The organism is Paraflavisolibacter caeni (assembly GCF_025628885.1).
Taxonomy (GTDB): domain Bacteria; phylum Bacteroidota; class Bacteroidia; order Chitinophagales; family Chitinophagaceae; genus Flavisolibacter; species Flavisolibacter caeni.
Map to the genome: position 1 here is coordinate 37,656 of NZ_JAOTIF010000031.1, position 22,013 is coordinate 59,668.

The window sequence follows — 22,013 nt, forward strand, 5'->3', positions numbered from 1 at the left end:
TTTCAAAACTATACTAACACTATTAACCTTTACTCCAGTGACTTAATCCATTCGGCAATTTTAGTCAGTTCCGCTTTAGCCACTTGTGCCATAGGTGGCATTACAGCATAGCCTGGCCAATTGGATGGTTTTGGTTTTTGAATGAGTTGTATTATTTGAGCTACTGAATATTTTCTTTTTGCTATTTCCTTATATGATGGACCGATCAATTTTGCCGTTGGATTGTGACAGGTAAGGCAAGTATTCTTTTGTAATAACGGTTGCACATCAGCAAAGTTCCATTTTTTGCCAGCAGGAGGAGTGGTTTTAACCATCGCTTTTTTATTGGTACCAGTGTTGGTACTATTTGAAGAGGTTTTACCGGATGTATTGGAAGCGCTACTATTAGTGGTTATGGCTGCGGTAGTCGTCGATTGTGCTCCATTCTCCAGTTCTTCCAATGTCCATGGTGCAGTTCTGGATCCTGTTGCGGTTCTGATACGGGCCACTTCGGCAGACGATACAAATGGAGAGATGGTATCGCCCGGCCTGCGGAAACGGCGACCTGCATTTCCAAATTCATAACGTACGTAGTTCACTACCGATGCTACCCATTCATCTGTATTAGCTCCCAACGAAGGCATCACAGAGGGATATTCTTTTCCATCAATTGGTCCTTGCAAACCATGAAGTATAATCTTTACCATGTTTGCTTTGTCGCCGTTTATTCTCTTGGATTCTATCAATGGCGGTGCAGCCAGTGCATTAGAGCCTGCAACAGCAAGTCCTTTGCCACCGGGCCCATGACATGTAACACAAAGAGAAGTAAATATGCCAGAACCAGCCAAGATCAATTTTCTTTCCTCTGCAGGCATGTTTGCCAGCCTGCTTCCGTAGGTTTTAAAATCCACATTGCGATCCATTGATCTTTGCGCAGCAGCAAAGATTTCATTTGTTTCATTTGCCGCCAGCAACTCCTGAGGAAACAATGCCCCTCTTGAAGGTTTTATACTATAAAACGATAAGAACAACTGCAGACGCACATCATGCGAAAGGTCGTTCTTCAATTCAAAAAGCCTTGCAATCATGTCAGCATCATTCTTTTTAAGAAAGGATTCGCTGATGATAATAGCAGCTTTTCTTATCTGTGGATGTTCGTCTTTTAATGCAGTATATAAAATATCCCTGTCGATTGCCTCTAATCCTTCCAATGTCCATAAGGCATGCAGGCGGGCCAGGTGAGAAGGCTTTGCTGCCAGGCTTGCCTGCTCTCCACGAACAATTTGTTTCAGTGTGGGCACCACTGATTTATCATTCAATATGATGATCTGCTTTTGTGCATTATCTCTCCACCATCCGTTTTTATAATCCAAATAGGTAACCAATTTACTAGCAGGTTCATCCATCATTTTTGGATTCTCTCCCCGCTTATATCCATCATGTACCAGACGATAGATCCTTCCATGTCCCACGTTCTTTTCTAAGCCTTTTGCATCAATTTTCGTACGAAGAAAAGATCCGGGTCTTGTCCAGTTGCCTTGTTGAATAATACCACGGTGCATATCCACGATATAAAGGTTGCCATCAGGACCTGTATAAGAATTCACAGGTCTGAAATTCATATCGGTAGACGCAATAAACTCCTGGCGGTAGTAAGCATTTTGTACAGTAATCTTTCCTTTCAGGTTAATCACTTTTGCACAACGGATAATTCTCGCCACCGGCTCACAAACGATATAGTCACCCACCATATCTTGCGGCAAGGTATTTCCTCTGTATATAGACTGTCCACAAGCACCCGTAAAATGGTTCAGCGTACTATCAGCCCGCAAACGCATTAAACCACCCTGTACATCCGGAGTAGCGATAATGGGCCATACCTGTTGAAATTCGTTGCTTACCTGGTCTGGCATATCGAGTGCTCCGTAAGAAGGATTCATCTGCACCCGCACCATGGGATTTTCTCCACCGGCACTGGAAAGAAACAGACGGCCATAGTCATCATGGGTTACACCCCATTGCCCACCTGGGCCGGAATGAAGGGAATCTGTTTGCAACATACCGTTTCTGTAACGGAAGCGAATAGCATCATAGGTTATATAAATATAGTTATCGATATTCCAGTCAAGACCGCTACGCTGATGCTCCATGTTGGCGTCGCCCAAGCGATAATCATCTTTCTGAAATACCGTTCTTTTCTGATCTGCTTTTCCATCTCCATTTGTGTCTTTATAAGCATTGATGGTGATGGTATTGGTTTCGTTTACCAACAACTCATTATTTACACATAAGATCATCCTGGGCAATAACAAGCTGTCAATAAACACAGAACTTTTGTCCATTTTGCCGTCATTATCCGTGTCTTCAAGCAGAGATACACGGCTTACAGGTCTTTGCTCGCCTGTAGCATCAGCATCCTGCATATAGGTAAGCATTTCAGCTACATACATTCTTGCATTGCCATCCCATGCAATAGCAACAGGCTCTTTGATCATGGGTTCGCTGGCCACCAGCTCCAGGTGATAACCAGGAGGCAGGTTGAATTTTTTTAAACTTTCTTCAGGGCTTAAATAGTCAACCGAAGGTGTAGAATCAAAAGATCGAATAGGGTAAGGAGTGCCCATTTTATTTTGAACAGTATACTTCGGTTCACTACAGTTATAAATAATTACACACAGGAACAGTAGACCTGCAATAGAAATATACTTTTTCATGAAATTTCTGAATCAAATATTTTATTTGGTGGATGCAATATTTATTGAATTTGCTTCGGAACTAGCGCCTATCACATATTTGATGCCTCCTAAAACATGTTGCTGGTATAGTGGGTCTTGCCATGATTTATTATCGTGGCCCAATGCTGTATAAAAACCTCTACCTCCGTCATATTCATGATACCAGGCCATTGGATGATTGTAGCCATTGCCTCCACCTGAATAACTATTTTCATCAATTGTGATAAGTACATTTAAATCAATACCGATCCATTTGAAGTTATACAGTTCATCAAAACGTTTCCATACTTTTGGCAGATGTGCTGTAGCGATATGGTTGCTATTTACCACATTAAAAACTGCCTCCTGCTGTCTTGGATGGTTTTTAAAATAAGCGCCATTCAGCCCACCAAACCATTCCCAGTCGTATTCAGTATCAGCAGCAGAATGCAATCCTACATAGCCGCCTCCATTACGGATGAATTGTTCAAATGCCTTTTGCTGCTCCTCATTTAACACATCACCTGTAGTGCATAAAAAAATCACTGCAGCGTATTGTTTTAGATTTTCGACAGTGAAAGCCTCAGAACTTTCTGTAGTATCAACGGCAAATTTGTTTTTCTTTCCCATCTCCCCTATTTCTATTTTTCCTGCCTCTATGGCCGATGTATGACGGAAACCTGCGGTTTTACTAAATACAAGAACCTTCTTTTGCTTGGGTACGGAAAAACTGGTCATTACGAATGAAACAGCAAGCAATAAAAGAAATAATAAATGCAATTGAATTCTTTTCACTTTTGTATGGCATTTAAGAAGTAAAGTGTGAATGAACAGAATTAACAAATTAAGCCAATTTTAAGCTTTTAATAATTTATTGTAGAAAATAAATATAAATTCAAGTGAACAGGCTCTATTCAAGTGGCCCGATCAATTCTATAAAATTCCCATCAGGATCCTGCACGAACACAAAATGTGAATTTCTATTCAAAGGTGTGGGAGTACTTCCAAGGAAAGGCACTTTCATTTGTTTCAGTCTTTCAATGATTGGTTTCAACGCTTTCACATTGATAGTAATATACTGCATGCCTACATCATCCTGAATGTAGTTTTGTTTGGAATGAGTAGCTTTTTTGCCAAAGCTCATAAGTTTCCATTCATTGACATCAGCACTGTTTTAGAGCTTTAGCACTGTCACAGAAAAAGGCACACCATTGGGATTGAGTGTTAGAGATACAAGTCATAAAGCCTGCAACTAGCAATAAAGAAAATTTTACCAGGATTCTATTCATCTTTTTGAAACTTATAAAAATGGATAAATTCTATTTTTTTATCTAAATGCAGCAATTTTTATTTCGACTGCAATTATTTAATCTGCAAATTTGTGCTCCCTTTAAAATAACCTGCATTCAAATCAAAATATTGCTGTGCAATAAAAGTGTACGTTTTCCCTGCCTGAGTCGGAAAATCATAAACCATTGTCTCTTTTACCTCTAAAGGTGTAACCGTTGCCTTTGGTGAAATAAGAGGTGCAGGTGTATCTTCAACCTGATAAAAAGAATTTGGATTTTTACCAGTTGCAGCTTTCAATACACCACCTGAACTTAATTTCATTGCATTAGGAATCCGCAAACGTAGATTGCCGCCTAATTTTGATTTGATCACTGCTTTCACAAGCCTTGCATCTTTCCATTCCATGCTCACAATTTCAAAGCCACCTATTGCACGCAGCCCAGTGATACTACCATTTTGCCAAACATCAGGTAGAGCAGGCAGTAGGTGCATTTCACCATTAGCACTTTGCATCAGCATTTCTGTAATACCAGAAGTACAACCGAAGTTGCCATCGATCTGAAATGGTGGGTGGGCATCAAAAAGGTTGTTGTATGTGCCGCCACCGCCTTCACCCCGAACTGGACCAGTTCGAACAGGAGAAAGTTGGTTTTGAATTAATTTATATGCATGATTTCCGTCCAACATTCTGGCCCACCAGTTTACTTTCCACCCCATACTCCAACCAGTCGATATATCGCCACGATGAGTTAAGGTAGTTTTAGCTGCACTATATAATTGCGGTGTACGGTATGGAGAAATCTGATTAGATGGAAACAATCCATATAAATGTGAAATATGCCGGTGATTATCTTGCGGATCATCTATATCATCTAACCACTCCTGCAATTGACCGTGTTGACCAATTTGCATCGGTGGCAGGCGTTTGCGCATTTGTCTTAGTGTATCAATAAAGTCTGCATCTTTTTTCAAAATTTCTCCCGCCCTTATAGTGGAACTGAATATATCAAAGACAATCTGGTTGGTCATGGTTGTTCCTGCGTCAAGAGAAGAACCCTGGTGTGCTCTGGGTGCATTTTCAGGCGACATATCGGGATTGATCACCAACCAATGTTTTGTTGGATGCTCGATCAGGAAATCAACATAAAATGTTGCGGCGTCTTTCAAAATAGGATAAACAGAAGCCAGGAAAGCTTTATCTCCACTGTACAGATAGTGTTCCCAAAGATGCTGGCTAGTCCACCCTCCTGCTGCACTCCATACACCCCATAAAGCACCGTCAATAGCACCTGTAGCACGCCAAATATCGGTATTATGGTGCGCCATCCATCCCCTTGCTCCGTACATCTCTCTTGCTGTTTGCCTACCTGCTACAGACAGATCTCTTACCATTTGCAGAAAAGGTTCATGCAATTCAGAAAGGTTTGTTTTTTCTGCAGGCCAATAGTTCATTTGCGCATTGATATTAATAGTGTATTTGCTATCCCAAGGTGGATTGATTTTATCATTCCATATTCCCTGCAGGTTAGCTGCCTGTCCTCCGGGTTGGGAAGAAGAAATCAACAAATAGCGACCGAACTGGTAGTATAATGTTACAAACTGCGGATCCTCAGTGTTAATAAAATTTTTTAATCGCTCATCAGTCGGAAGATTGGCAGCATCAGTAATACCAAGGTCTAATTTCACCCTGTTAAAATATTTTTGATAAGTAGCAATATGTGCGGGTAAAATTGCAGCAAAAGATTTCGAAAAAGCCTTATTTAAATAATTAGCAGCTCTTTTATTTTCATCACCACTGATGTCATTGTAATTATTAAAGTTGGTGGCAATAGAAATATAGATCGTTGCTGCATTTGCATTTTTAATAGTTATTGAAGTATCATCCGAAGTAAAAGTACCACCTTCAGGTTTCATGCGTACTATACCCTTAAAATTCACCATGCCTTTAACCCCCTCATGGTCCGAGGTTGTTCCTGCAATTGTTAATTCTTTAGCAGGTGTTGTTTTAACAACAGCTTTGAGCTGGGGCGTTGTAAAAGAAGCGGTAAAAGAAATGCTACTTGGTTTACTGGCAGTTAATCGCATTACAATAACACGGTCAGGAAAAGAGGCCAATGCTTCTCGTGTATAGGTTACACCATCAACCGTATAAGTGGTTTTGGTTACAGCTCTTTCGATATCTAATTCCCTATAGTAATTTGAATAGCTTTCATGTCCATCAAAAGAAATTTGAAGACTGCCCACAGGTTCAAACTTCTGGCCATGCGATTTTTTTGTAATGATCACTCTGTTGGCAATTCTTTCTGCTTCCTTTTGTTTACCCTCAAATATCAGTTTTCGTATTACTTCCAAAGAATCCAATGCTAATGGATTATCATTGCGGTTCGGGCTACCACTCCATACGGTATGTTCGTTTAACTGAATGGTTTCTTTTTCTACGTTTCCATAAACCATGGCACCCAACCGTCCGTTACCAATGGGCATTGCATTCTCCCAAACTCTACCTGATGGCTTGTTGTACCAAAGCTTTAAACCTGGTTTGTTTTGAGAAAAGCCTATTGTTGTTACAAATAGCAAAGCAATAAAGAGTACTTTTTTCATTTATTTACAATTATCATTAAAGTCAAAATTTATGTTCCTCAAATATTTACAGTTCCATAAGTGGAAATTCATAAATAAGCTGTCATCATCTTCTCGGTACAGATATTTTTTCCCCTGTATAAACAATGGACTTTACTTTCGGGCTGATACATGTTCCATATCCTTGCGATTCACTTACCCAAACAATATTGAATACCTGCTTTTTCAATGCTCCCTCATAACTCCCCTGCTGTCTATCAATCGTAAGTATTTTCTGTTGCTCATTCCATCGAAAGGGGATTACCTTATATTTTCCTTTTTCATAGTTGTAGTTATCGCCTTCATCGCTGTATAATAGAAATTGTGCATCTGCACCAGGATAAATTCTAATTTCAAGTGTGTCCATCGATTTTTCTGCGGTGGATTGTAAAAATTTACCCATAGGAACAATTGAACCGGCTTTAACAAAAACAGGAATCCTGTCTTGTGGCGAAGCCGTTTTTATAGTTTGTCCGCCATTGAAACGATGGCCTGTCCAGAAATCATACCATGCTGGAGACTTCGGCAAATAAACATTCCATTCAGAAACATTCGGTTCAGTAACTGGTGCTACAAGGAAAGCTTTACCAAACATGTATTGATAGGATTGTCCGATAGCAGTTGGATCGTTTTTAAAATCCATTACCAACGGACGCATGATGGTAGATCCTTTGCTTACAACTTGCCATCCTTCTGAATATATATAAGGCAGCAAGCGATACCGGAGATTAAGCATGCTTCTCATATTTGTTTCAACTGCCTCCCCATACTTCCAGGGTTCAGTTTCAGTTTGATAACCATGCATGCGGAAAATAGTATTGAATGTACCCCATTGAAACCATCGCGTGAGAATATCGTGATACTTCGAGTCAGTATATTGTGAACGGCCGGGGCGGAAAAAGCCACCGATATCTGTTGTCCAGTAAGGCATCCCTGTTAAAGAATAATTTAATCCCGCCACAATCTGTCTTTTAAAAGCATCCCAATTCCAGCCAATATCCCCCGACCAGTTAATAGTACCAAATCGTTGTTGGCCGGCATAAGCTGAACGGGTAAGGATGGCTACTCTCTTCTGGTTGTTTGTTTTACGTTGTCCTTCATAAACCGCTTTGCTTACAAACAGTGGATAAGTAAGTCTATAGAAATCTCCTAATCCAAAATAAGTTTGTTTATCTGTTAAGGCATCATTCTCTGGTTCTGTAGCATCCATCCACCAAGAATCAACACCATAACTGAACAGGTTTTTGTTCAAAGCACTCCAATGCGTATACTGTGTTTCAGGGTTATAGATATCGATCCAAGGACTGTTAGGGATGTATAAATTTTTAGAATTATATTCTTTAGCTATCTCCGACTTTTTATCCAGGTTTTCCCAAACTGAAATAGAAAAATGCGCATTCAAATCATGCAATTGTTTGATAAACTGATCCGGATTGGGATAATTGGTCTCATCAAATTTCGGAACACCCCATCCGTACTTGCCCCAATATTGCCAGTCCTGAACAATCACATCCATGGGAAGTTTTCTTTTTCTGAATTCTTGTACCGTTTCAACCAAGTGTTTGCCTGACGTATATCGTTCACGACATTGCCAGAAACCATAAGCCCACAAAGGAAGCATAGGTACATTACCTGACAGACTGCGATAGTTGTTAATTACATCATCTGCATTTCTTCCATAAAATACTATATAGTCGAGCGACCTGGCATTTGGTGAACGGAAGGTGGTTTCGTTGCCTGCAGGCTTCCAGGATAATTTTGGCTTATTGGTTGACCTGCAAACTACTTGCACGCTGTGTTCTCCGGCTTTCAATTTTACCAACTTACTTGCTGCGGGAGGAAGCCATAAGTTTGATTGGTCAATGTAAGGAGTACCATCAATTATTACCAGGTGGCGGTTATCCATATTTCCCAAATCCAGCATTACAGAGTATTCACCATCCTCATCAACTGTAAACTTTCCTGTGTACAGCAATTGTTGCTGGGAAACACGCTGTGTACCTGAAGTCGTCGTTACTTCAGCATCACGTTTCTCGCCGGATGCGGTATCATTTTTCAAAAGCTGAACGACATTATCCGCAGGATTAAAATAAGTAAGTCCATACTGATGCCATAAGATCCCATAGCCTCTGCTTGAATAAAGAAAAGGAATAGAAATCTGCGTGTTGACCTGGATCAATTTACGACTGATGTTTCGCAGGTTATACGCCCCATCCTGAAACTGCCCCAATCCAAACAAATACTCATCCGCAGGTGAATCAAAACTTTGCTCTGCAACAAAACAGGGTTCGCCTGAAACAGAATCAGGTAGTAATTTCCTGCTTCCCGCTTTTTCACAAAGGAATATCTTTCCAGTTTGATCACTATACTCAATTACTCCTGTTTGTTTGTCAAAAAGCACCGTTACTGAATTTGTACTCAGTTTCAGTTTTGATCCTGTTTCAACAAACTTGAATGCAGGTACAGGGAGCTTGTTAATTAAAACAAATTCACGTTCTTCTTTCATTTTATTTTTTTCCCATTGCACTCTTACCGCTTGGTCCGATAAAGGAATAATATTCAATAATCCTTCAGAAAGCTGTATGGAAACCCGGTCTTTCTGCAAACTGTGTTTTTGATAAACCTGTCCGAATACAAGAGCAGGTATCAATCCAATCAATAAAAGGAGTTTTAACTTCATCGTGCTGCTTGACTATAATTTTTTAATAATTTGAGCTACTGTATTGGCACTAAAGATGCAGCAAAACCACCACGGCGAAGCATCCTGACATCCACAGAACTGGATTTATCCACCACCTGGTATTTTGTTGCGAACGCTTTGTCGTGTTTTCCATCAGCAATCAATGTCAGTTTATACTTTACCTTATCCGGCAAAAAACCGAATTGCAAGGTTTTCTGCTTTTCCCTGATTTCAGCATTAATTCCACCGATGTACCAGGCATCTCCTTTGCGACGGGCCATCAGAACATCCTTACCGGGATAACCCTCAAGCAATTTGGTTTCATCCCAGGCATTGGGAACACATTTGAGAAAAGCTTTTGCTGCATCCGGCAATTCCAGATAACCTTCCGGGCGATCCGCCAGGTGTTGCAAACCGGATTCAAACAATACACTCAAGGCCAGCTCGTGCCCGTATGATGTCAAATGCGGAAACTGAGAATTGGTAAAGGTCACCGGTGTATAATCCATAGGGCCCACTACATTACGCGTAAAGGGAAGGATGGTATTATGCTCCGGGGCTGTCGTCGTAAATTCCGGCCCGTTGTTATACCACTCGGCACCCCGCACGCCTTCATAAGTCATCAGGTTGGGATAAGTTCTGGACCATCCCCTGGGTACCAGGCAACCATGGAAATAAACCAACATTTCAAATTGGGCTGCATCTTCCAATATATCCAGGTAATATTTGATCATATCCTGCTTTTCGCTCTCAAAGAAATCGATCTTAACACCTGCAAATCCCATCTTTTTCAGCTTGGTAAATTCTTCTACCCGGTTTTCGTGGGTCAGCATGCGGTCTTTGGGCGTAGAGGATACCCATGTATGGTTACCTCCCGAATTGTACCAGATCAAAGGCTTTACACCTTTGGATACAATATACTTTGCCGCGTCTTCAATATTGCCTCCGTTTGACATAGCATCCCATTCCCAGTCCAACAACATATAGGGCCAGTTCATCCGTGCTGCCAGGTCAGCAAATTCACAAACCACTTTGTAGTCTTTTGTACCATGGTTGCTGGACCAATAGTTCCATGATACCAGTCCTGGTTTGATCCAATCCGTATTCTTTACAACAGAGGGAGAAGATACATCATCCACCAAAGTAGATGATACAATATCCGAAAGGCTGCCCATGATCATGACCCGCCATGGTGACTTCCAGGGAAGTGTAATGGTGGGTGTTGATGAACCCATTCCTCTTCCATCTTTTGGGTTGGGGAATGTAATTTTATATTTTGATGCATCCACCTGGTTACTGAGTTTAGATCCGCAATAGGTCCTGTTCACATCAGATTCGTGCAACAGGTACCAGCAGGAACTGTCCTTTAATTGGAACAGAACAGGGTAACACCATTCCTGCTTTTGCACCTTATCGTCACTCATAGCCGTATAAAGACCTTCATTGGCGGGATTCCATTTTTCCATCCACCTCATCGTTTCATTAGGGACCGAGTAGGTAGTCAATTCATCCTTCATCTCAAAAGTCCCCTTCTTCTCAGGAAATCCGTAACGAAAGGCAACACCATCATTATAGGCTCTTATGATGATGTTCAATTTTGCTTTAGACGGGTTTTCAAAAGAAACTGTCACTTCATTGGCTGAATTCGTGCAAACCGATTTTTTACCGTGCAGAGCCGTGTACTGTTCGTTTATCAAAAGCGGTTTACCTGCTTTCAGGAATTTCAGCTCACTGGAAAAATCCTGGTCGCTTCTCGAAAGCCCAAGATCGATACGTGGAATCGCTTCCGAAATTTTTTCATTATCTGAATATGAGGCCTTAAGATACCATGCTCCTACATCATTATTTTGGCTACTAAAAAGTGCTACATTGATCTTTTGATTCGGAGATTGAACTATTAGCTTTTGGACAAATGCGGAACAAGTGCTGAGTGCAAAAAAAATAGCTGAAACAACCGTTGACTTCATTACAATATTTACTGTTTGTTTTTCTTTAAAATTTAACGGCAACTTTTTTCCCTGTATAAGTTATTACTTTATCAGGTTCATTAACTGTATTTTCTCCAACACTTTTACCAGTATTGACGATTACTATATTGAACTTTCTACTATCAAGCATTACGGGGAAAGAGCCATTCCTGTTACTTATTGTCAGTGTTCTCTTTTTATCGTCCCAACTAAACGAGATGGTGGAGTAAATACCTTTCTCATAATTATAGTTGTCATTATCATCTTCATACAACACAAATTTCCCATCGGCTCCAGGATAGATGCGTATTTCAAGATTGTCCCATTTTTTCTCTTCAGCAAATTGAACTTCAGGACCAAAAGGAATAATAGAACCGGCTTTTACATACAGGGGGATCATATCAATAGGTGTTTCTTTATTAACTTTAGTACCACCCATTAACTTTTCTCCAGTCCAGAAATCAAACCAGTTAGCGCCAGCAGGCAAATAGGTTTCTTTAGATTTGATGGAACTGAAGTCTTCCTCCTGGATGAATCTTTGTCCACTTGTGCCAGGTTTTATATACATAGCTTTAGCAACCGGGCTCACCAAAAGCGATTTGCCAAATAGGTACTGATCGTTAATATCCAAAGCCTGTTTATCTTTTGGAAAATCCATCATGAGTGCCCGCATCATGCTCGATTGATTTGCTGTGACATCCCAGGCCGTAGAATAGATATAAGGCAAAAACCGGTAACGCAGATTGATGAACTTTTCTATAGCATCATAGTATTTATTTCCTTTTTGCCCAAACTGGTAAATTTCACGGGGAGCATCTGCGCCATGTGAACGCATCATTGGACAGAATGTACCAAATTGAAGCCAGCGCACATACAATTCACGGTATTCAGGATCTTTTAGCTTTCCAGGAAATTTAGAAAGAAAGAATCCTCCGATATCGCTATTCCAGTAAGGAATGCCGGTGAGTGAAAAGTTCAATCCTGCAGATATTTGATTACGGAGTGCATCCCAGGAAGCTGTCACATCTCCGGACCATGTATTGGCACCATAACGTTGCTGGCCAGCAAAGGCTGAACGTGTTAGTATAAAGACTCTTTTACTTGAATCAACGGCACGTTGATGTGTATAAACACCACCAACTGTCATTAAAGGAAAAGCGTTTCGTACTTTCCTGAAAGAACCCAAATAAGTTTTATTATCTAAATCAGATGGCTTAAAATCAAGATGATCAGGCTCTGATGAATCCATCCACCAACCATCTAACCCAAGTGAATACATTTTTCTCAAATAGTTCCAATAAATGTTTCGGGCTTCCGGGTTGTAAGGATCATACACCCTTACTCCGGAAGGATAATCCCGGTTGGGTGGCCATTTTTCAGAACCAGATTGCGGCCATGTGGTAAAATCTAAAAGTGCATTTATTTTCTCTAGATCCCGGTACTGTTTTGTATGAGGGCCAAAAGAATTCCAAATGGATATGATCATATGCGCATTCAGGTTATGCGCTTCTATAATCATCTTCTGCGGATCCGGGAAATCAACGTTGAGAAACTCCATGGCATTCCATAGGTAATTATTACCCCAATACTGCCAGTCCTGAATGATACCATCAATCGGAACGCCCAATTTGCGGTATTGCTTCACTACGTCTATTAATTCATCCTGGCTTTTATAGCGTTCTTTACTCTGCCAGAAACCATATGTCCATAGGGGAAACATCGGCGCTTGCCCAGACAGATCACGCATGCATGCAACCACACCATCGGCATTGCCACCATACATAAAGTAATAGTCAATACCTTCCCCCACATCAGATGTGAAAGATGTGCCTTCTGTATTGTCAATAAACTGAGTTGGCGAATAATTATCCCAGAAGACGCCGAATCCTTTTACTGATTGAAAAAAAGGAATATAATCATCCGTATTACCCTGGACCATATGAAGCGTAAGATTTCGTTGCACCATTTTACCCCCCTGTTGCTGGCCCAAACCATAGATGGCCTCATCATTATCCAATACAAATGATTGTGAAACCTTGTATGTATTGTTACCTGCATCATTAAAGGATGTAAACTTTACACCTTCATCCTTTTCTTTTAAAAGCAGATTTCCTGATATGAAATAACTTATATCTCCTGATTTCATATTCAGACTCACAAGTAGCTTATTCGTTTTCAGATATAGTAAATCTCCTTGCTGTTGAACATTGAACGTTGTTTTTCCTGGCTTCTTAATTACAGAAAGGCTTTCTTTGTTAAAACTGTTGCCGGCTGGCGATTTTAACACCCTGATGATGGCAGGACTGTATAACTGCAGTTCTATTTCTATACCATTGATATTGGTTTTAATACCCAGGTCTGTTTTTTTATATGTCTGTGCGCTACTGTTTATGCTCGTAAAAAGGAGTACAAACAAAAATGTATAAACACTGCATTTCGGCATCTTTTAATTTTATTTTATAGCTTTTGAATACAAAACACTAATCGTGTCCACCTTGTATGTTCATTTTTTTCTGACATCTCACTTTACGCGACTAACACCCTCTGTAGTTTGTACGATCTTTTTAATGCTTCCATCCGGGTTGTAATACATATAATCTACACAGATAGACCGGCGATAACTACCACCTGTAGGAAGTGTTCCATTATGATAAAAGAAGTAGCTTTTGCCTTTATAGTCTATAATACCTGGATGTGTGGTAAAACTATTAGGCACATTTTCCTGGATGATGCCTCTGTATGTCCAGGGTCCGGCTATATTTGAAGCGGTGCAGTATTCGATCATTTCAGGTTTTGTCCCAGCACTTGCATAAACCAGGTAATACATACCTTTCCGTTTGTAAATCCAGGGCCCTTCAATATAATGTTCCGGTTTAAAAGTGGTAATTGACCCACCCAGTTCAATCATGTTTTCTTTCAACTTGACCCATTTGCAACTGCCATTACCCCAAAAGAGATAAGCCTGCCCATCATCGTCGATAAAAACAGTTGGGTCTATATCATCCCAACTATGTTTCATATCGGTGGTCATTTCATTAGTAATAAGTGCTTTTCCTATAGCATCTTTGAAAGGCCCTGAAGGTCTATCTGAAACAGCCACACCTATTGCTGCGCCTCCATTGCTATTGCTGTCCTTTTTGTGAAAGGTTGAAACAAACCAATAAAACTTGCCATTCCTTTCAATACATTGAGCTGCATAAGCATCTCCGGTAGCCCATGAAAAAGTATTAGGTGACAAGACAGTGCCATAATCCTTCCAGTTTACCATATCAGTGGAGGAGAAAACATGCCAGTCGGGCATTTTATAGTTGGTGGCTGTGGTTGACGCTGTATCATGACCAGTGTACAGGAATAAAGTATCCTTATAAACGATTGGAGCCGGATCGGCAGTGAAAATGTGCTTGATGATCGGGTTTTGTGCCAGTAAAGTGTTAAATGGCAGTAAAAGTGTTAAGCCGCATATTATAATTCTTGCAAGTCTCATATATGTGAATCTAGTTTTAGAATTTATTAATGTTTATTATCTATGAAAAATCATTTGCCCGACTTGAATATCAAGTGTTACAAAACAGGGGAAAATCGTCACTTCACAGGCGTAAATTTGTACAGAAGCACCCCATGCACCGGAACATCAATGAGAAGATGATCACTTTTTGTATTGAGAGAACGGATATCCTTCTGCCTCCACAAGTCACGTATCTTCTGCTTGCCAGTTATCCCGAGTTTCTCAAAGTCTTTATAGGAAAAATTAACTTTTTCGAGCCCAAAATTGCAGAAACCCACTGCATGGCTACCATCTTCAAGCTCTTTCACATAGATACGCAGCTCACCAATACTTTGAACGCAGGTTGCCTGCTTGCCCAGCGGATCCTGGTTAATTTCGATCACTTCATCATTTGTAAGCAGATTCAGCGTAAACTCATCAAGTTTTTCCATATCACATCCAATGAGGAGTGGTGCCGAAAAGAGACTCCATTGGCTAAAGTGGAGATATTGTTCGTCAGGTTTAAGTTTGCTCGGATGTGGATTTCCCCAGCCTACAGTTCCTACGACCAGCATATCAGGATCGTTCCAGTTTCCCGGTTTAGCCCATGCAGCGGCTTTATCCTGAGCCAGCGCTATATTTTTAACACTCACCCATGTATCGGTGATATCATTTGTAGTGCGCCAGCAAGCACCACCCACCGAATTGCCCCACTTCCATACATCTGACATACCATATTGGCATAGGCTGTAAACGATATCGCGAGGTTGCTGAAGAAGGTAATCACCCATCAATTTAAAGGGTTTAATAGCTACTGGAAGATTACCACCGCCCTGGTATGACAAAGAGGCTACTTTGTATGGATCATTACCCGGCATACCATTGATGACACCACCGTAACTACACCAATCATATTTCAGATAATCAAAACCCCATTTGGCATAACTTTCAGCATCTTGTTTTTCATAACTATAACTACCTGCACAGCCACCACAGGTCCATGGTCCGGGGCTAGAATAGAGACCAATTTTCAACCCGAGCTTATGTACGTAATCAGTAAGTACTTTCATATCGCCAAACCTGGCATTAGGTAGAATATTGCCTGCTTCATCACGCAAATTGCCACGCAAGGTTTGGTCTTTAGAGTCGCGGTGGTTCTGCCAGAAATCGTCAATATTGATATAGGTCCAGCCGTGATTGACCAGTCCGCTTTTTACCATGGCTTCAGCGGCCCGCTTTACCTTATCTGCCGAGACCTCACCGGCAAAACAGTTCCAACTGTTCCAGCCCATTGGTGGTGTGAGCGCAATGCGGTCGCCACAGACAATGCGTAGTTTTTTTTCTGCCCTTCCCTTTGCATTCTTTGCACTTAAGGAAACTTCAAATGTTCCAGCTTTGGAAAGCTTACCAGTAATGATGCCGGTTTCTGGATCTATCTGCAGCCCGGAAGGCAACCCTTTGACCGAAAAGCTCATTGGCCGGTCACCGGTCGCTGCTATCAGAAATTGAAAGGGAGAACCGGGACGCACGCCGAAAACACTGGCGCTATTGATCTTTGGTTTGGCAGAAGGTGAAGGTGTGAGCAAATAGGGCTTACTGGATACAGGATTGGTAGTAACAAAGGTATTCACGCCCGTGGTCTCAAATTTCGCATCTGCCCAATCTGCATGGTCATAGTAGTTGTCATTGCCACCATCGGTTACTACTAATTCGAGTTTTTGTACACGGGTAAGTGGTACGGAGCAAGGCTTAGGAGCTTCGCCTAAGTGCATAATACCACTCGACCAAAGCTTTTTGTTATCTCCATATACTATAAATTCAACAGCTGGCTCATGTCCTTCTATCTCATCATCAATCCCTACATGAGCAGTGAATGATGTCGCTTTTCCATCCAGTTGAATAAATAAGGAACTCTCCGCATGTGTTCCAAAGCCACGCTCGAATGTTTTACCACCGATTGATAGGACCTTACCATCGATAGATTTATTCTTTTTAGGTATTCCATAACCCTGGGTTGCAACACTAAGATCTAACTGGTCGAGCCATACTGTTTGAGCAGATAGTCGATTAGTTCCGGTCAGGTTCAGCGCTATAATAAGCCCAACCAAGGTGATCAATCTTATTTTTTACATTCATGATGTTTATACTTTATTGAAGCTTGCATTTTATTGTATGCGTTGTTATTGTTGAACGGCAGGACAACAGGATTTTTCAGTTCTTATTTACTATCAAGTTTCCACCAGTCGAAATTGAATAATTTGCCTTCGCCACCTTTGAAAACTAAATACACATCATGCCCTCCTTTAACCTTTTTCACTTTACATGATTGTTTTGTCCAGTTAAGCATGCCTCCTGTACTTTGAACATTGCAGGCGCCAATCAATTCACCATTGAGACTATCGATAAGGATCTCAATGCTAGCTCCCCCAGATAAAGAAGCTACATTGGCCTCAAACCAGTTTGCTTTATCTCGAAAATGAACATCTCTAACCTTAATGTAATCGCCGTTGTCAATATCGGTTACATACATACCGGCTATACTGTCTGAAGCTGTCTCCACTCCCACTTCCCATGCAATCGTTTCAGCTTCCACCCGTTTATAAGGATTCAATTGGGAAACACTGGAAACCCCTTCAACAGTTGGAGTTATGCGAGGTATGGTGCCATCAGGATTATATTGAAATTCATCAACACAGACCGAACGGGTAAAACCGCCGCCGCCGGGCAAAGCACCGTTGTGATTGAACAGATACGTTTTACCCTTATACACTATGACGCCGGGATGATTGGTGAAAGCACCGCCTTTTTGTATGACAGACATGATCGTATCTCTGTACTTCCATGGACCAGTTGGGCTTGTGCTGGTGGAATAGGCCAGATGCTCAGGAACACCACCTGTAGGATACAGCAGGTAATACAATCCTTTTCTCTTGTATAGCCATGGACCTTCTTCGTAGGAAGAAGGTCTTTTGTCCGCATCTTTATACCGTACATTAAATCCTTCTTTTGTTAAGGGTACGTTTACTATATCGCTGGAATAGGAAATCATGTCCTCATTTAATTTGACATATTTCAGATAAGGATTTCCCCAATACAAATATGCCTGGCCATCATCATCAATAAAAACGGTGGGATCAATATCACCGTTGCCACTATGCACCAATGGTTTTCCAAGTGCATCTACAAATGGCCCGGTTGGCCTATCGGAAACAGCTACTCCAATAGCCATGCCTTTACCATTTTCCTGGTTCATGGGCACATACCAGTAAAACTTTCCGTTGCGGTATATACATTGTCCTGCCCAGGCATCTTTTTGAGCCCATTTAAAAGTTTTAAGTGATAAGGGAGACCCATGATCGGTCCAGTTGACCATATCTGTAGAAGAATAACACCGCCAGTCCTTCATGGTAAACCAGGTAGAACGATCTTCATCATGACCCGTATATAACCAAACAGTGTCCTTATAAACCATCGGAGCCGGATCGGCAGTGTAAATGGTTTGAATGATCGGGTTTTGAGCCTTGATAGAAAAGGCTGATATAAGTACAAAAAAAGAAGCAGTAATATTTTTTAAAAGTTTTCTCATTATCAGACATTAGCTATTGGTATAAGATTTATTTATGGTTAGGATTATAAATGATTAGAGCACGTTCACTTTGGTCATTTTCAGATCTTTTGCGGCCGAACTGTTACCGTACCAGATTTCATATGCTCCGGGAGTTACTTTCATAACACCACTTGTGGTATCAAAAAACTCAAAAGCATTATATGGAAGATCAATTATGGCCTGAATAGTCTTTCCTGCGCCAACACCTACTCTTTTAAAACATCTTAAGGTTTTTGTTGGGCCACCTGCATCATTTACTTTCCGAACATACACTTGCACCACTTCTGCGCCCTCTCTTCTGCCGGTGTTTGAAACAGGAATGGTGAGCTGGAGGTCTTCATTTTTTCTGATCTCTGTTTTACTGGTTTGCGCATTACCAATTGTAAAGCTGGTATAGCATAATCCATACCCAAAGGTAAAAAGAGGCGCTTCGCTCATATAGCGATAGGTTCTTCCTTTCATCGTGTAATCTTCAAAATGGGGTAACTGAGTGGTGTCTTTATAAAATCTAATGGGAAGTTTTCCAGATGGATTAAAATCCCCGGACAAAATATCTGCAACAGCCTGCCCCGGCTGTGGTGACCCGGCCTTTGACAATCTGTTGAGCAAAAACTGTGGAACAACAAAGGCTTAAAATAGTCAAAAGCAGAAAACAATGGCCTTTTTCACTTTGCGTCCTGAATACTCTTTTGTGAGAGCGATGCTTCTCTTTTTGCAAGCAATTTTCCATGGCTTTTTTTGAAGTGATAAACATTAAACAAATAGCAAGCTTTTAATCCTTAATTAAGGCATAGTGAGAAAGAGTTTTCATAATGAAGCAAGGAAGTTGGGTATCCTCTTTTCTCTGCAATTAGGATTAAACAGCAGCAAGTCTTTCTTTATTTAAGAATTCAATTCTATTATTTTCTATTTTCCGATTTGCAATTGAAATATGCTTACAGAGTAAGGATCGAGCGACCTGGTAAACACCGAAGCAATACCTTTTATTTTTGAAGCAACCGGTACGATCTTTTCAGGATCAGTAATGGTATTGGTGGCTTCTGGTTTATCACCTTTAATAACCACCAATGTGGCCTCTGGAGAAACTTTGCCAATACCCATTAAATTGATCTCAACTGGTTGCTTTTTTCCTAATGTATTCACAACTTTAAGATAAATAGCTCCTGTTTTTTCATCCTTTGTGGCTGAATAGAATACAGTAGGAACAAGCGGCGGTGTTGTTTTGCCATCAGCACTATCTCTTCGGGTAAGAGGTCTGGGTTGTGTTGGTATATTTTCCGCTGTCATCGGCACGATCTTATCACCTAAATAATGACTGAACATTTTCTGTACATGATAAGAGGGCGCCCCATAACTGTTCAAAGTATTGTAGCCAATCAAATCAGAGTCCCATTGCCATGCTTTAGGAGCTGTGGTCGTGGCGGTGTTCACATTCACAAACAAAGGAGCATAGCAAGACATGATCACGATGTCTGAATTGCGTTCCATACCGGTCATCCATGCAGCATCTCCCAATGCAGCAATTAAATTAGTGGTCGGTGCACCTTCCCGTGTAGCCCATTCTCCCACGAATATTTTGGGACCATTGCGGTCATAGCTATCATATTGTGAAGCGTTTTCCCACATTGCCCATGAGTTCCGGTAATAATGCTCATCGAGTACTGCCGGCTTTTTACCTGTTGTTACTTTCAGATCGGGATATTGTGCATCTGCTATTGTTGATATGCAAATCAATTGCGAATATTTGGCTTCTATAGCCGCTCTGAACTGGTTGAACCTGCCGTCATAACTGTTTGATCTGTCAAACCAATCTTCATTGCCGATCTCTATATATCTAAGTTTAAAGGGCTCAGGATGACCATCCGCTGCACGTTTGGCGCCCCAATAGGTGTTGACATCGCCGATCACGTATTCAATTTCATCCAGGGCATCATCTACATATGGTTTTAATAGTGGGCCGGCGTCTATATGATCTCCATTCAATGAATAGCCGGCATATACGCCTAACACAGGTTCTGCTCCTATATCCTCGCACCATAACAAAAACTCAAGCAGGCCCATTCCATCTGATGGACGATAACCCCAGGACCCTTTGTGACCTGGCCTTTGCTCCAGAGGACCCAGTGTTTGTTTCCATGGAAAGGCGTCAGTAAGCAGAGGCCCTTCCAGGAAATTGCCGCCGGGAAAACGCAAAAACTTAGGCTTCATGTCCGCCATCATTTGCATTAAATCTGGCCTGTTGCCATTGGGACGGCTTTTATAAGTAGGAGGAAATAAGGAAACAAGATTAAAATAATAAAGGCCCGTGCGATCAGTTGAAATCACAAACCGTGCGTCAGTGGTAGGTTTAACATCTGCGGCAGTGGTCAATGTCAGCTCATATTTTTTCCAGTATATGCTTTTTGCCAGATCAATGGTGCCGGAAGCATAAACTGTCTTGCCATCATTGCTTTCAATCGTCACCCTTATAGGGCCTGCCGTGTTATCTTCAATCACCGGCCTTTGCGGCGCCACAGATTGTTGTGATCCGGGACGTCTTGGAGGCTGAACGCTTCCAGAGCCTTTTATATAAAATGATGCTCTGTAAGCGGTGTTTGGTTTTACAGGTATCCCCCAGTATCCTTCATTGGCAATGCCAACTCTCCCGTTTGCTTTTTCTACCGTAAGCCGTAAGCAGGTTGTCAGTGCACCAGTAATGGCGTGCCGTCTTTCATCAAAAAGAACATTACTCTCTGTTGGTGCCATTAACTTAATGGCCGCATTTGAAGAAGAATCTTGCCGCACAAGGCTCCATCCTTCAGGAGTGTTTGGGTGGTCCTTGAATATGCGGTTGCGTATCAATTCTGCATACAAACCACCATCATAGGAGTGATTGATCTCCTCTGTCATCAATCCATAAAGCATCGGGCTGACAGTAGCGCCAGGCTTAGTGAAATCTAAAGTAAGTTTGGGCTTTTGAGCATCCGTGTGAGGAATTATAAGACCTAATCCCATAACACAAAAACCCATTTTTAATATGCTTTTTTGGAACTTGTTCCTTTTCATGAATTGTTTTAGAATTAAAAGAATGTGTGTTATCAAATTGAAAGTAAACGGATAAGAATCTATTACTATTTAAACAGCCTTGGAGCGAAATCATTGAGGGCTCTGCGCCATGTTAACCATTCGTGTGCAGTGCCTTGCGATTCATGGTAAACTAAATTTTTGATACCATGATTTTTAAGCTTTTCATAGGTTTGCTTTGCTCTCTGACCTTCTTCTGTACCAATACTCATAGGAAGCGGTTCTTCCTGTTGGTTACGCATAACACCTACAAACTGTGCTGATGCAATGCCATAAAACATAACTGCAATCAGAACGATAGAAACTTTTTTCATGATTAAGGATCGACAATGGTTAAAAAGGAACAAAGGTTTCTTCCAAGCTTTTTCAAGATGAAGCCGAGGTGCCTTTTGATAGAATTTGGTATTTTCAAATCTAGCTTCACTGAATTGGGAATACAGGCTCATTTGTTGAAAATCATGGAACAAATGTTTTTTACTCTAGAAAATCACCACCAATCAGGTAAATTCGTGGTAAAATTGTTGTAATTCAAAATCTCAGAAATACTCCTACATGAAGGAAGGTTAAAACTGCTTAATAACATTAAAAGACATTTTAATATTCAAGACTA

Annotated in this window: 13 protein-coding genes; all 13 read right to left on the minus strand. The window is 41.0% G+C overall.

Going from position 1 to position 22,013, the window contains the following annotated elements; all coding sequences use genetic code 11:
• Positions 1-29 precede the first annotated feature (29 nt).
• The gene (locus OCK74_RS24310) at positions 30-2,693 is read right to left on the minus strand and encodes a DUF7133 domain-containing protein (protein ID WP_279299706.1); all 2,664 of its coding nucleotides are present in this window, start codon (positions 2,691-2,693) and stop codon (positions 30-32) included.
• A gap of 21 nt (positions 2,694-2,714) precedes the next feature.
• Positions 2,715-3,488: a ThuA domain-containing protein gene (locus OCK74_RS24315; RefSeq protein WP_279299707.1), complete on the minus strand. Its 774-nt coding sequence runs from the start codon at positions 3,486-3,488 to the stop codon at positions 2,715-2,717.
• A 115-nt stretch (positions 3,489-3,603) separates the two neighbouring features.
• Complete coding sequence (locus OCK74_RS24320; protein ID WP_279299708.1) at positions 3,604-3,837, minus strand: VOC family protein; 234 nt, start codon at positions 3,835-3,837, stop codon at positions 3,604-3,606.
• A gap of 218 nt (positions 3,838-4,055) precedes the next feature.
• Positions 4,056-6,584 (minus strand): glycoside hydrolase family 95 protein, encoded by a 2,529-nt coding sequence (locus OCK74_RS24325; RefSeq protein WP_279299709.1) that lies wholly within the window; start codon positions 6,582-6,584, stop codon positions 4,056-4,058.
• Positions 6,585-6,669: 85 nt separating this feature from the next.
• Positions 6,670-9,282 (minus strand): glycoside hydrolase family 31 protein, encoded by a 2,613-nt coding sequence (locus OCK74_RS24330; RefSeq protein ID WP_279299710.1) that lies wholly within the window; start codon positions 9,280-9,282, stop codon positions 6,670-6,672.
• A gap of 35 nt (positions 9,283-9,317) precedes the next feature.
• The gene (locus tag OCK74_RS24335; protein WP_279299711.1) at positions 9,318-11,249 is read right to left on the minus strand and encodes a glycoside hydrolase family 97 protein; all 1,932 of its coding nucleotides are present in this window, start codon (positions 11,247-11,249) and stop codon (positions 9,318-9,320) included.
• A 25-nt stretch (positions 11,250-11,274) separates the two neighbouring features.
• Positions 11,275-13,692: a glycoside hydrolase family 31 protein gene (locus OCK74_RS24340; RefSeq protein WP_279299712.1), complete on the minus strand. Its 2,418-nt coding sequence runs from the start codon at positions 13,690-13,692 to the stop codon at positions 11,275-11,277.
• Between the two features lie 78 nt (positions 13,693-13,770).
• Positions 13,771-14,733 carry a glycoside hydrolase family 43 protein gene (locus OCK74_RS24345; RefSeq protein ID WP_279299713.1) on the minus strand — a complete coding sequence of 321 codons (963 nt, stop codon included), beginning with the start codon at positions 14,731-14,733 and terminating at the stop codon, positions 13,771-13,773.
• Positions 14,734-14,831: 98 nt separating this feature from the next.
• Positions 14,832-16,850 carry an NPCBM/NEW2 domain-containing protein gene (locus OCK74_RS24350; RefSeq protein WP_279299714.1) on the minus strand — a complete coding sequence of 673 codons (2,019 nt, stop codon included), beginning with the start codon at positions 16,848-16,850 and terminating at the stop codon, positions 14,832-14,834.
• A gap of 101 nt (positions 16,851-16,951) precedes the next feature.
• On the minus strand, positions 16,952-18,319 hold the full coding sequence (locus OCK74_RS24355) for a glycoside hydrolase family 43 protein (RefSeq protein ID WP_279299715.1): 1,368 nt from the start codon (positions 18,317-18,319) through the stop codon (positions 16,952-16,954).
• Between the two features lie 54 nt (positions 18,320-18,373).
• Positions 18,374-18,949 (minus strand): fibronectin type III-like domain-contianing protein, encoded by a 576-nt coding sequence (locus OCK74_RS24360; protein ID WP_279299716.1) that lies wholly within the window; start codon positions 18,947-18,949, stop codon positions 18,374-18,376.
• Between the two features lie 297 nt (positions 18,950-19,246).
• Positions 19,247-21,334 carry an alpha-L-arabinofuranosidase C-terminal domain-containing protein gene (locus OCK74_RS24365; protein WP_279299717.1) on the minus strand — a complete coding sequence of 696 codons (2,088 nt, stop codon included), beginning with the start codon at positions 21,332-21,334 and terminating at the stop codon, positions 19,247-19,249.
• Positions 21,335-21,450: 116 nt separating this feature from the next.
• Entirely contained in the window at positions 21,451-21,717 is a 267-nt protein-coding gene (locus tag OCK74_RS24370) for a hypothetical protein (protein ID WP_279299718.1), read from the minus strand.
• Positions 21,718-22,013 lie beyond the last annotated feature (296 nt).